The 13,216-nt window shown below is 35.3% G+C and carries 10 protein-coding genes and 1 pseudogene; 2 read left to right on the forward strand and 9 right to left on the reverse strand.

Annotation, left to right across the window (positions count from 1 at the left end; translation table 11 throughout):
- Positions 1-361: 361 nt before the first annotated feature.
- A pseudogene (locus tag AB1410_00780) lies at positions 362-1,333 on the forward strand (cysteine synthase family protein).
- Between the two features lie 78 nt (positions 1,334-1,411).
- Entirely contained in the window at positions 1,412-2,566 is a 1,155-nt protein-coding gene (locus AB1410_00785) for a cystathionine gamma-synthase (GenBank protein ID MEW6455234.1), read from the forward strand.
- A gap of 413 nt (positions 2,567-2,979) precedes the next feature.
- Here AB1410_00785 and fusA read toward each other — a convergent pair whose 3' ends face one another.
- The 9 genes from fusA to AB1410_00830 form a co-directional block, all read right to left on the reverse strand.
- Positions 2,980-5,019, reverse strand: coding sequence for an elongation factor G (gene fusA / locus AB1410_00790; GenBank protein ID MEW6455235.1), 2,040 nt, complete (start codon positions 5,017-5,019; stop codon positions 2,980-2,982).
- Positions 5,020-5,312: 293 nt separating this feature from the next.
- Entirely contained in the window at positions 5,313-6,305 is a 993-nt protein-coding gene (locus AB1410_00795) for an inorganic phosphate transporter (protein ID MEW6455236.1), read from the reverse strand.
- A gap of 240 nt (positions 6,306-6,545) precedes the next feature.
- The gene (locus AB1410_00800; GenBank protein ID MEW6455237.1) at positions 6,546-7,175 is read right to left on the reverse strand and encodes a DUF47 family protein; all 630 of its coding nucleotides are present in this window, start codon (positions 7,173-7,175) and stop codon (positions 6,546-6,548) included.
- A 98-nt stretch (positions 7,176-7,273) separates the two neighbouring features.
- Complete coding sequence (gene rnc, locus AB1410_00805) at positions 7,274-7,972, reverse strand: ribonuclease III (protein ID MEW6455238.1); 699 nt, start codon at positions 7,970-7,972, stop codon at positions 7,274-7,276.
- A 121-nt stretch (positions 7,973-8,093) separates the two neighbouring features.
- Positions 8,094-9,377 (reverse strand): dihydroorotase, encoded by a 1,284-nt coding sequence (locus AB1410_00810; protein ID MEW6455239.1) that lies wholly within the window; start codon positions 9,375-9,377, stop codon positions 8,094-8,096.
- Between the two features lie 18 nt (positions 9,378-9,395).
- Positions 9,396-10,322: an aspartate carbamoyltransferase catalytic subunit gene (locus tag AB1410_00815; protein MEW6455240.1), complete on the reverse strand. Its 927-nt coding sequence runs from the start codon at positions 10,320-10,322 to the stop codon at positions 9,396-9,398.
- Positions 10,319-10,897, reverse strand: coding sequence for a bifunctional pyr operon transcriptional regulator/uracil phosphoribosyltransferase PyrR (gene pyrR, locus AB1410_00820; protein MEW6455241.1), 579 nt, complete (start codon positions 10,895-10,897; stop codon positions 10,319-10,321). The genes AB1410_00815 and pyrR overlap by 4 nt, the downstream gene beginning before the upstream one ends.
- A gap of 180 nt (positions 10,898-11,077) precedes the next feature.
- Complete coding sequence (locus tag AB1410_00825) at positions 11,078-11,368, reverse strand: GIY-YIG nuclease family protein (GenBank protein MEW6455242.1); 291 nt, start codon at positions 11,366-11,368, stop codon at positions 11,078-11,080.
- Positions 11,369-11,501: 133 nt separating this feature from the next.
- The gene (locus AB1410_00830; protein ID MEW6455243.1) at positions 11,502-13,148 is read right to left on the reverse strand and encodes an alkaline phosphatase family protein; all 1,647 of its coding nucleotides are present in this window, start codon (positions 13,146-13,148) and stop codon (positions 11,502-11,504) included.
- Positions 13,149-13,216: the final 68 nt, after the last annotated feature.

The raw sequence follows: 13,216 nt of genomic DNA on the forward strand, positions 1-13,216 counted from the left end.
TTTGCTTGAAGTTGATTTAAAAACCAATATCCCATTCAGTGTATACAATTGAAAAGATCGTTTGTTCTAATAATTTCAATAGATTGTCTCTTATGCGACGCTCTTGCTTAGTAAAGTCACGCTAGATTTTGCATAAGTGCAGAAAAACCGGTTAAATTCTTTAGCTTCTTGACAAATAGTATTAAATAAAATATAGTATTTTCAATGAAATAAGATGATAGTAAGTGTAGAAATGAGAAGAAAAAGGAAAAATTCCTTAAATATAATAATCGTCAATTCAACCCAATTTCCTCGATCATCTAAATGTAATATTCATCCTTAAAATAAACCTTTTCAAATAATTTTTAAAAGGGAGAAAAAAATGTATTTAAAAAATACTATTTTAGAAACAATGGGAAATACACCATTGGTAAAATTGAATAAAATAACTCAAGGTATAAAAGCTTCAATCTATGCGAAGTTAGAATTTTTTAACCCTGGAGGAAGTGTTAAGGATAGAATGGCATTCTACATTCTTGAAGAAGCAGAAAAAAAGGGCCTTTTAAAACCAGGAGGAGCTGTTGTGGAATGCACCTCTGGAAATACTGGTGTGGCTGTTGCCATATATTGTGCGATAAAGGGATACAAAGCTATCTTTACCATTCCTGATAAAATGAGTAAAGAAAAAATCGACCTGTTGAAAGCTTTTGGAGCAGAGGTTTTTGTATGCCCAACAGATGTTCCTCCATCCTCTCCAGAAAGTTATTATGAAGTTGCTAAAAGAATTGCCAGTGAGACTCCTGATTCCTATTTTGTCAATCAATATCATAACCTGGACAATCCAGAATCTCATTACAGAATTACTGGTCCTGAGATTTGGAATCAAACAGAGGGTAAAATTGACTATTTAGTCATTGGAATTGGCACTGGGGGAACTATATCAGGGGTTGGAAAATTCATGAAAGAAAAAAATCCTGAAATCAAAATAATCGGAGTGGATCCCATAGGTTCGGTCTATTATGATTATTTTAAAACTGGAAAACTGATTGAACCCCATGTTTATCTTGTGGAAGGCATTGGCGAGGATATGCTATGCGATGCCCTTAATTTTGATGTGATTGACGACATTGTTCAGGTTACAGATAAAGATTCATTTCTAACAGCAAGAAGACTTGCCAGAGAGGAGGGAATATTTTCTGGGGGTTCAAGCGGAGCTGCTGTATGGACAGCATTAAAAATATCAGAAGGATTATCAGATGATAAAACAGTAATTGTTATTCTTCCTGATTCTGGAATGAAATATTTAAGTAAAATATATAATGATGAATGGATGAGAGAAAAAGGATTTCTTGATTTAGGATAGAGTTTTGCTTTAGAGTTTTAATTGCCTTAAAAATTATAAATTAAATCTTAAAAATAAATGGAGGAAAAAATGAGATTTGAAACTATATCCATCCATGGCGGTCAAGAGCCAGACCCAGCAACAGGAGCAATTATGACTCCCATATATTTATCCTCTACCTTTGTTCAAAGTTTTCCTGGTATACATAAAGGATATGAATACTCAAGAACAAAAAATCCAACGAGAACTGCTCTCGAAAGAAATTTAGCAGCTTTAGAGGACGCTAAATATGGCCTGGCGTTTTCTTCTGGTATGGCTGCGATAAATACAGTGATGAACCTTTTAAAATCAGGAGACCATGTTGTTTCAGTAAATGACCTCTATGGAGGCACTTACAGATTGTTTTCGAAACTGTATTCAAATTATGGAATAGAATTCGATTTTGTTGATGCAACTATTTTAGACGAAGTGGAAAACACAATAAAAAAGAACACAAAAATCATCTGGCTTGAATCTCCTACCAATCCACTTTTGAAGCTTTGTGATATTGAGAGTATATCCAGGATTTCGAAAAAATATAACATTTTTGTTGTAATGGATAATACATTTGCCACACCATATCTCCAGAGACCCTTAGATTTAGGAGCGGACATATCTCTTTACTCCACTACCAAATATCTTGGAGGTCATAGCGATATAATTGGTGGAGCAATTGTTACAAACAGAGATGACCTTTTTGAAAGATTATCTTTTTTTCAGAATGCTGTTGGAGCGATTCCAAGTCCTTTTGATTCCTGGCTTGTTCTAAGGGGAATAAAAACTTTATCCTTGAGAATGGAAAAACATTCAGGAAATGGAATGATTATTGCTCAATATCTTGAGTCTCACCCTTCAGTGGAAAAGGTGAATTATCCTGGTTTGCCATCCCACCCTCAATTCAATCTTGCAAAAAAGCAGATGAAAGATTTTGGTGGCATAATTTCGTTTGAGTTAAAACATGGTGGAATGGATGAGGCCAAAAAATTCGTATCTTCTACAAAAATATTTTCTCTTGCTGAAAGTCTTGGAGGAGTTGAATCCCTGATTGAACATCCTGCTTCGATGACTCATGCTTCAATCCCTGAAAAAGAAAGGGTAAAATCAGGTCTTTCCAATAAACTTATCAGAATCTCAGTAGGAATTGAACATTCAGAAGACCTCATCGAAGATCTGGATCTTGCCTTTAAAAAAATAAGCAATAATTAATTTGTAGGGCAAGCCTTTAGCCCTGAACTTGATTAAGGGTTATTTTGCAGGGCTAAAGCCCTGCCCTACATAAGTTTATTTATTGCAATTTTTGATTTTTTTAATGTATCTCTGATATCTTGGGCTAAAGCCCTGCCCTACATGAAGTTTATTTATTGCCATTAATATAATTACTCTTCCTAAGCGGAGATTCTTCCCTCCATCTTCCTTCAGGATAACAGCAGATATTTTATTAATACAAACGAAATTAATAATGTTACATTTATCGTCATTCCTGCAAAACTTGTCCTCGAAGGTAGTAATCGGGGAGCAGGAATCCAGAAACATAATGATAAAACTGGATTCCCGCCTACGCGGGAATGACAATACTATGAGTTTATGTCATCTTACTTAATGCGTTTGTATTAATATTGTTATTCCTCTTCAGCCGGGATTCTTCCTTCTTCTCTTGCTTGGGCAATTATTTTTTGTTGAAGATGGAAAGGAACTTCTTCATAGTGAGAAAATTCCATATGGTATGAACCCCTGCCTCCTGTTATTGAGGTTAATGTGGGTTCAAAATCAATCATCTCTACCATGGGAACCTGGGCCTTTATTATGTTCAGATTTCCTTTCTGCTCAATCCCTAAAACTCTCCCCCTTCTTCCATTAAGATTCCCCATAATATCTCCCAGATAAGCTTCGTGTGTGAAAACTTCCACATTCATTATTGGTTCGAGGATTGTTGGACTTGCTGCCTTCATTCCTTTTTTAAATGCCATTGAAGCAGCAATCTTAAAAGCAATATCAGAAGAATCCACCTCATGGTAAGAGCCGTCATGAAGAATAACTTTAAAGTCAATCGTTGGGTATCCTGCAAGGACTCCTTTCTTTCTTGCTTCCTGCAATCCTTTTTCTATAGATGGGATATAATTTTTGGGAATAACACCTCCAAAAATCTGATTAACGAACTCAAAATCCTTCCCTCGTGGTAATGGCTCCATTTTAATTTTTACATCTCCATACTGGCCTCTTCCTCCAGTTTGTCTTTTATATTTTCCCTGGACATCTGAAGTCCCTTTGATGGTCTCTTTATAAGGGATTTTTGGAGGATGAAGAATCACATCTACATTGTATCTTTTCTTAAGTCTACCAACTATTATCTCAACATGAAGCTGCCCATTTCCCGATACTATCAATTCTTTTGTTTCGGGGTCTCTTACAAAATGTATTGTTGGATCTTCTTCTGAAATCCTGTGTAAAGCAGTTGAAATTTTTTCCTCGTCCTGCCTTGTCTTTGGCTCTATAGCAAAAGAAATCGAAGACTCAGGAAACTTTATGACTGGAAACTTTACTATATTTTCTTTTGAACACAATGTATCTCCCGTGAGGGTTTCCTTTAACTTTGTAGTGGCAAGAATATCTCCTGGAATTGCCTGCGGACAGGGAATCTGTTGCTTTCCCATAATGTAAAACAACCCACCAATTTTTTCTAAAGCATCTTTTGTCGAATTATAAACATTTGAATCAGGGCTTAATTTTCCAGAAAATACTCTAAAAACAGATATTCTTCCTGCAAAGGGGTCAGATATAGTTTTAAAAACAAGCGAAGAAAAAGGGGCACTGGAATCATCAGGTGATGGAATATATTTGGCTATGAAATCCATAATTGGCTGGACTCCTATGTTCAAAACCGCTGCAGTAGCCATTACTGGAAATATGTTCAAATTCATTACAGCATTTTTCAATCCTCTTTCCATATCTTCTACAGAAAGCTCCCCTTTCTCAAAGTATGAATTCATTAATTCTTCATCTGTTTCCGCAATCATCTCGATGAGTTCCTCTCGTTTTTTCTTTGCTGCCTCATAAACCTCTGATGGCACATCTATTTCTTTAAATCTTCCGCTCTCATCTTTTTCATAAACTAAAGCTTTCATTCTTATTAAATCGATAATCCCTCTGAAATCTTTCTCTTTTCCTAAAGGAATAACGATTGGAATTGCTTTCCTTCCAAAATAATCACGAATTGACAAAATAGCTCTCTCAAAATCTGAGTTTTCCCTGTCAAGCTTATTAACCACAAAGAATCTTGGTAAATGGAATTCCTCCAGAATTTCCCAGACTTTTTCTGATTGAACCTCTACTCCTGAGATTCCACAGATAAGAACCAAAGCTCCATCCGCTGCTCTCAATGATGCTCTTGTATCCCATAGAAAATTTCCGTATCCAGGCGTGTCGATAATATTTATTTTATAATCATTCCATTCAAAAAAGCATAAAGATGAATTAATTGTTATCTTTCTTTCAATTTCATCTGGATCATAGTCAGTAACTGTGTTTCCCTGGTCAACTTTTCCAAGTCTGTTAACAGCACCAGAATTGTAAAGTAATGCTGAAACTAATGAGGTCTTACCTGTGTAACCATGGCCTACAACAGCAACATTTCTTAAAGATTTTGTTAGATAATTCTTCATCTCTCCTCCACTCTTATTATAATGAACGGCATAAATAAGTTGACATTTTCTTTGTAGGGCAACCCTTTAGAACCTGCCCCGAACTTGATTCGGGGGGTTGCTTTTTGCAAGGCTAAAGCCTTGCCCTACGTCTATTTATTTTTAGCCTTCACTATAATAAATTATATTAACTAAAAAATTAGTTATCTTCAAGATGGCAAAAATTAAAGAAAAATAAGTTAGGTTTTTATGGCTAAGAAGGGTGGCCAAGAAACCGAAGGTTCCTGAAAACCGTCACGAATGATTAAATTAATTTATAAAATGAAATTTAAAATTTTTGTAACTGTCCATGCAATTATCCCACAAACTGGAAAAGTTAAAATCCAAGCTGTAACGATCTCTTTACCAACCCCCCATCTCACTCCTGAAAGCCTTCTTGTTGTTCCAACACCCATAATCGCAGTGTTAATCGTATGAGTAGTGCTTAGAGGAATTCCAAGCCTGGATGCAAACTCTATGGCTAAAGCCGCTGATGTTTCAGCAGAAAAGCCATGAATTGGTTCTAATTTTGTCAAACGAAGACCCATGGTCTTTACAATTCTCCATCCTCCTAATGCTGTACCAATTCCCATCGTAATAGCACATATTAAAATGACCCAGATAGGTACATGAAACTCATGAAAAACACCTCCCAGAACAAGGGTTAAAGAAAATGCGCCCATAAACTTCTGGCCATCATTACTTCCATGGCTGAATGCCATAAACGCCGCTGAAAAAATCTGTAATTTTCCAAATATTTTTCTTATGAATTCTGGACTACCCTTTCGTAACAACCAGTAAAGACCAAACATTATTCCAAGACCGCCAAGAAAACCCAAAAATGTGGAGAAAGATAAACCTATTAAAACTTTTCTCCATCCTTCCCAGAGAAGAACCGAAGGCCCTGCTTGTGCAAGTCCGGCTCCAGCGAGTCCTGATATAAGGGCATGACTTTCACTCGTGGGAAGACCATAATACCAGGCGAGTGTGCTCCATATGATAATACCAACCATAGCTGAAGCTACTGTGTTAGTATTGATAATATCCATTTTTACGATTCCTTTTCCGATAGTAAAAGCAACAGCAGTACCTGATAATGCCCCCAATATGTTTAATACACTTGCCATTACTACAGCACTATAAGGGGAAAGAACTCTTGTTGAAATAACGGTTGCAATAGCATTGGGAGCATCAGTCCATCCATTTACGAATTCAGCTCCTAAGATTAAGATAAGAACAGGAAGAATAGATAAAATCTCTCCACCCATTTGTTTCTCCTTTTATTAAAATAACTAATACAAATTCAATAAATAATGTTATATGTAGGGCAAGGCTTTAGCCTTGCTTCAAGCAACTCCCGAATCAACCCATGAAACAAGTTCAGGGCAAGGTTCGGGGCAAGCTTTAATCCTCTCCCCCTCACCCTTCCCTCTCCCCTAAGGGGAGAGGATTAAGGTGAGGGGGGAGGGTGAGGGGACAGAAATGTATCAAAATTAAATACGTTCTCATTACATGTTCTTTATGACAATTCCTTCGATGATATTAGCAATATCCTCACATTTATCCAGTGCCATTTCAAATGACTCATAAATTTCTTTATGAGTGAAGAACTTGAAAGAATCGTGTTCTTCCCTGTTATTTAATAACTTCTCCATCATATCTCTCATCAATCTATCCCCCTCATTTTCATAGCTGTTAATCTTTATACATATATCAAGAATATTTTTGTAATTTTTCTTATTTTTTATCAGATCCAAAGCCTGCACTATTTCATTGATGGATTTAATCAATGTAGAAATGAATTCTATCATTTCATCATGAATTCTCTCTATTTTATAAAGCCTTATTTTAAATATTGCCTCTTCAACAAAATCTACTATTTCATCGAGTTCATGGGCTAACGAATGAATATCCTCCCTGTCAATTGGTGTGATAAAAGTTTTGTTCAATCTCTCTATAATTCTATGCGTAACTATGTCAGTCTCATGTTCTAACTGCTTGAACTTTTCTGAATATATCTTTAAATCTACGTAATTTTCTTTCAACTCACTCAGCAAAACTCCAAGCTTAAGAAGATTCTCTCCCTGTTCTTCAAAAAGTTGAAAAAATATATTTTCCTTGGGCAATAATTTCATCATTTCCTCCTATTTTATTTAAATTAGAAAATAATTAATTAAGGTGTATTTTATAATCAATCAAAAATTTTTTCAAAGGAAAATTTTTACTTCCTAAATATTTATTTTTGATTTGCTTTCTTTAATAATTCGAGAGCTTTCTTTGCGGCTCTCTGCTCAGCTTGCTTCTTTGATCTTCCCCTTCCCTCAGCAATTTTTTTCTCTCCTATGTTCAATTCCACATAAAAAACCTTTAAATGATTAGGCCCTTCCTCTTTTATAATTCTATATTCTGGAAGGGAGAGTCCAGATTTCTGAACATATTCCTGAAGCTCTGATTTTGGATCCTCGATTTTAACCATTCCTTTTTCAAAATCAGAGAAAAAATTTCCCATTAATTTAATGATGAAATCTCTTGTGAGTTCAATTCCTGCATCAATTGATAAAGCACCCACAAGAGCTTCGAAAGCACTGACAACGATTCTTTTCTTCTTTCTTCCTTTACTTTTTTCCTCGCCTTTTCCAAGAATAAGATATCTTCCAAGTTCTAATTTCTTACTCAGTTTGAAAATGGTATCCATCCCAACAGCTATGGCTTTTAGCTTTGACATCTCCCCCTCTGTTAAATTTTTGTAATTTTTATATATGTATTCTGAGACTACATATCCAAAAACTGAATCGCCGAAGAATTCCAATTTTTCATTATCTTCAATGTTTTTTTCAAATGCATAAGAACTATGGGTAAGAGCTTCTTCCAATAAAGATTTATCGTTAAATTCCCATCCGATTATTTTTTCTAACTCTTCAGTATTCTCTTTCATTCTTTTTTAATTTTGCTCTCTAAATCATAAGCAAATAGAGTTTATATTAAGATAATTTATTTTAACTATTGTGAACAGCAAGAGTGGCCAAGAAAACCAAATTTTTACCCATTATTAAACTCTACTTCTTTGCCATCCAAACAACTCTTCCTCCTGATATTGTTATTTCTGTTCTTCCCTTCAGTTTCCATCCATGAAAAGGAGTGTTCTTTCCCTTGGAAAAGAATTTATTCTTGTCAATAATAATTTCTTTTTGAAGATTCAAAAGGGTTAAATCTCCATCATAACCCACTGCAATTTTCCCCTTTCCCTTTAAATTCAGGATCTTTGCCGGTCTGCACGAAATAGCATCAACCATTCTCTGAAGGGTTATCATTCCTCTATGAACAAGTTTATCCAAAATTAATGAAACTGCAGTTTCAAGTCCTACCACTCCAAAGGGAGCTAAATTAAATTCAACTGCTTTTTCATCCTCCGTATGAGGTGCATGGTCTGTTGCGATAACATCAATAGTTCCATCTTTTAATGCTTCAATTAAATACTTTCTATCCTCTTCACTCCTGAGAGGTGGGTTCATCTTATGATTTGATTCCCATGGAATCAAATTACTTTCATTTAAAATGAGATGATGGGGGGTAACTTCTGCTGTTACAGGGATTTTTTTCTTTTTGGCCTCTCTTAATATCTCCACCCCACCTTTTGTGCTTATATGAGCGAAATGAAGCTTTGCACCGGTCATTCTCGCTATTATAACATCTCGGGAAACTATTATTTCTTCAGACTCTGAAGGTATTCCTTTCAGCCCATAATTGACAGAATAATATCCTTCGTTCATCACTCCCTCATCAGATAGAATAGAATCCTCAGGATGCTCGATTAACACTGAATTTAACATCTTTATCCACTCCATCGCTCTTCTCAGAACGAGAGAATCTTTCACAGAAACGCCATCATCCGAAAATGCGACAGCTCCATTCTCCTTTAACTCAGCCATCTCGGTTATCTCTTCTCCTTTCAGCCCTTTTGTGACAGATGCAACTGGAAACACATTTACAATTCCTATTTCTTTTGACCTTCTCAGTATAAATTCCGTAACCTCTTTCTTATCGTTTGGAGGCTCGGTGTTAGCCATACAGCAAATTGAAGTAAACCCTCCAGCTGCTGCAGCCTGTGAACCTGATTCGATTGTCTCTTCATCTTCTCTTCCCGGCTCCCTTAGATGAGTATGTATGTCGATAAACCCAGGACAAACAACCAGCCTGGTTGCATCTATCACCTCAGCTTCTTTATCCTGAATTTTTTCTTTTATTTCTTTTATTTTCCCATCTTCGATCAGAATATCAAGAGTATCATCGATATTCGAGCAAGGGTCTATTAGCCTTCCATTCTTTATTAAAAGCTTCATTTTATATCCCTCTTTTCATCACTGCTCTCTCATTCCTGATAAAAGATAAAGCACTGCCATTCTGACAGCCACTCCATTGGATACCTGCTCAAGAATTACCGAACTTAAACTCTCAGCTAAATCAGCTGAGATTTCCAGACCTCGATTTATAGGACCTGGATGCATTATAATTGCATCCTCTTTCGCAATTTTCATTCTTTCCTTTGTTAAAGAATAAAGATTTCTGTACTCTCTCAGAGATGAGAAGAAATTCTTCCCCTGTCTCTCAAGCTGAATCCTGAGCATCATGATAACATCTGCATCCTTGAGCGCTTTGTCAAGATTGTATTCAATCTGAACACCCATTCTTTCAAAATAACCTGGAATAAGAGTTGGCGGTCCAGAGAGAACCACCTTTGCTCCAAGCTTGGTTAAAAGAAATATGTTCGAACGGGCTACACGACTATGAAGGATATCTCCAACTATCACCACTTTCAGCCCCTCTATCTTTCCTTTTTTCTCCCTTATAGTAAATCCATCGAGTAAGGCCTGGGTGGGATGTTCATGGGAGCCATCTCCAGCATTTATAACAGATGACTTACAGAATGAAGCTACAAAATGAGCAGCATATGAGTAGGAGTGCCTCAGTACAATAATATCAGACCTCATTGCCTCAAGGTTCAACACAGTGTCTTTTAAAGTTTCTCCCTTAAGAAGAGAGGATGTGGAAGCATTGAAATTTATTAAATCGGCACTCAATCTTTTAGCTGCAATCTCAAATGAAGACCTTGTTCTTGTGCTCGGCTCGAAGAATAGATTGATAACTGTTTTTCCCCTCAGAGGAGGAACCTTTTTTATTTCCCTTTCAGATATCTCAAAAAATGACTTTGATTCTTCGAGGATAAGGAGTATTTCTTCTTTGGATAATTCCTCAATGCCTAAAAGATGTTTTCTTGAAAAATTCAAATCCCCTCCTTGATTTCCTTAAGTCTATTTTCTGCAGGCTCAGCTATTAATACCTGGTCTCTTCCATCCTCTTCTTTTAACATCACATGAACAATTTCTCTTCTTGAAGTTGGCAAAAATTTTCCGATATAGTCTGCCCTTATCGGAAGTTCTCTGTGACCTCGGTCGACAAGAACAACCAGTTGAATCGTCCTGGGTCTGCCAAGGTCAATTATACAATCCATCGCTGCTCTTATCGTCCTTCCTGTAAATAGAACATCATCCACAAGAATCACATCCTTATCCTCCACAGGAAAATTTATCTCAGTCCTTTTAACTACTGGTTGAGATGAAAGCATCGACAAATCATCTCTGTATAAAGTTATATCTAAGTAACCAACAGGAACACTCACCTTCTCTGACTCTTCTATCTTTCTGGCAATTCTATCAGCTAAATAGACGCCCCTTGTTCTAATTCCAATAATAGCAAGATTATAAATATTTTTGTTCCTTTCAACAACTTCCAAAGCAAGTCTGGCTATTGCTCTCTCCATCTTCTTATCATCCATAATCTTTGCTTTTATTTTCTCTTTCATAAATTTCTCCTTTTTAATTAATATCTCTTATACCATATTTTGAAATTACCTGCCAATAATTCTTTTAAGAAAAAAGGGGACAGGCTACTTTTTCAATTTAAGGAACTCATCTTATGGTCATCCCTGCCTCTTTTGTCATTCCTGCGAAAGCAGGAATCCAGCCCCTGATTTAATCAGGGGTTATCTACAAATGTTTTCATATAAATCATTCCACTCTGGATTATACTTCTCAATAAGTTCAAGCTTCCACTTCCGTTCCCATTTCTTTATCTGTTTCTCTCTGAGAATTGCTGTCTCTGCTGTTTCGTGTATTTCATACCATACTAAACGGTGGACATTATATTTTTTTGTGAAACCATTAACCAGATTATTTTTATGTTCATAAACACGTTTGACGAGGTCTGATGTTATACCTGTATATAAAGTGCCATTTCGTTTATTACAAAGAATATAGACATAAAATTTTTTCATCTACTTTCTTTGGTTTCCTGCTTTCGCAGAAACGACGCCTGGATTCCCGTTTGCACGGGAATGACGAATTATATCTTGCATGTAAACTTATTTATTTCTTTCACTATAGCAACAATTCAGATTTCAAGATTTTTTAAAATTTCTTAATTATTTTAATGTAATCGTAGGAAGATATGTAAAACATAGGGTTTCTGCTCGAAAACTCTCTTTCCAGTATTGAATTTATTACAATGCCATCCATATCATTCGCCACAGGAAGGCCAAGCATGTAAAATATAGTCGGAGCCAGATCAACTAATGAAACTGAATCCATGCTCTTACCTTTACTTATTCCATTTCCATAGAAAAAAACAATACCCTCAGGAGCTTCATCATGGTAAGAAGAGATCTCCTTCTTCCCTAAAAACCATCCAAGAACTCTTTTCCAGAGAGGATAGGGATCCATTCCATGAGGAGAAAAAACAATGAATATTTCATTTTCTTTAAGGCTAAAAAGAAATTTTCCAATGATTGAATCATAAAATTTATAATATTTGTAAATTACATCTGAAAATTTCTCTCTCTCCTCTTCAGATTGCTCCAAAAAAAGCTCAGGCTTTGAATATTTGTAGAAATAATGTTCAACAAGATCAAGACCTTGAAGATGGAGAAAAAATAATATCGGTGATTTTTTCTCCTTTTCTTTCAATGCGCTGTCACTTTCCTCCACATCGGTTATAAATGACTTTTTCAAAAGTTCCCCTTTCCAACCTTTCTCTTTTAGAAGATCTTGGAAAATCTCAGCAAAAGCTTTTTCTCCAACAGATGAGCTGGCCATTATATTCTCCCTATTTTTTACCTCTCTCGAATCCCAATAATTTGACTTTGCCTCGCTTAAAATCTTAAAAATGCCTTTTGTATCTCCCGGATAGTTTATCTTTATAGATTTGAAAATTCCCACTTTTTCTCCCTGGGCGATTAACAGATACCTGGGAAGTATCAAGAGAGAGCTTTTACAGAATTTAAATTGAAAATATTTAGAAAATGCTCTATTTTTTGAGGGATATTTTCCATTCTCGAAAGAAGTATAGAGACTGAAGTACTCATTTGGAGAAAAATTTTTTAAAAGTTTCCAGCTACCATTCTCCATCAAATAAGAAAAATTTGGAAGATTTCCCTCTGAAATAAGAGGAATAATAAAATCTAATGTGAGCCCTTCCATTGAAAGAATAACAACTTTTCGAGGAACTCCTCTCCATTGAAAATATTCTATCTTTTCTTGAACATCCTGTTTTTTAAACATTTTCGAAGAATCTGAATAAATGAAAATCGGAATCAAAAATGATAAAAAAACAAAGAAAAAACTTAATTCTCTTTTATATTTTCTTAGAAATTTTGTAGCAAACCCAAGAATTCCATAAGCTATCAAAAAAAATGAATAAAAAATTATCCTTAGATATATGTAATCTGGGAAATAAATCCTGTAGTATTTTACATTTGAAAAAAATATTATTCCTAGCAGTATAAAAATTAAAGAGAATTCTCCTGTTAAAAAATAAATATCAAATGTTTTAATCTCCCTTTCTTTAGTAGAAAAAAATTTATAAAAAAAATATAAAATGAAAGAAAATGCGATTAAAAAAAATCCATAAAAAATGAAAATCCAAAGAAAATAGGCTAAGGTCTCTTTTTCTGGGATCGAGATCCAGTAGTTAAGCGATTTAAGGAGAGAAAGAATCAAAAGACAAAAAAGTATGGAACAAAAGATTGAATTTATAAATACTCTTTTTATGTTTCTCATTGCAGGGAAAGTGTTATGTCATACCTTTAATAATGGAAGTCATTTAAGGGATATGACATTAGGTTAGT

The sequence above is a fragment of the Acidobacteriota bacterium genome (genome assembly GCA_040756905.1).
Taxonomy (GTDB): Bacteria; Acidobacteriota; Aminicenantia; order JBFLYD01; family JBFLYD01; genus JBFLYD01.

Bases quoted from the DNA above. Each gene is read 5' to 3' on its own strand.
- AB1410_00825 (MEW6455242.1), bottom strand. From the start codon at position 11,368: ATGAAAAAATTTTATGTCTATATTCTTTGTAATAAACGAAATGGCACT.
- pyrR (MEW6455241.1), bottom strand. From the start codon at position 10,897: ATGAAAGAGAAAATAAAAGCAAAGATTATGGATGATAAGAAGATGGAG.
- AB1410_00800 (MEW6455237.1), bottom strand. From the start codon at position 7,175: ATGATGAAATTATTGCCCAAGGAAAATATATTTTTTCAACTTTTTGAA.
- AB1410_00785 (MEW6455234.1), top strand. From the start codon at position 1,412: ATGAGATTTGAAACTATATCCATCCATGGCGGTCAAGAGCCAGACCCA.
- AB1410_00830 (MEW6455243.1), bottom strand. From the start codon at position 13,148: ATGAGAAACATAAAAAGAGTATTTATAAATTCAATCTTTTGTTCCATA.
- AB1410_00795 (MEW6455236.1), bottom strand. From the start codon at position 6,305: ATGGGTGGAGAGATTTTATCTATTCTTCCTGTTCTTATCTTAATCTTA.
- rnc (MEW6455238.1), bottom strand. From the start codon at position 7,972: ATGAAAGAGAATACTGAAGAGTTAGAAAAAATAATCGGATGGGAATTT.
- AB1410_00810 (MEW6455239.1), bottom strand. From the start codon at position 9,377: ATGAAGCTTTTAATAAAGAATGGAAGGCTAATAGACCCTTGCTCGAAT.
- fusA (MEW6455235.1), bottom strand. From the start codon at position 5,019: ATGAAGAATTATCTAACAAAATCTTTAAGAAATGTTGCTGTTGTAGGC.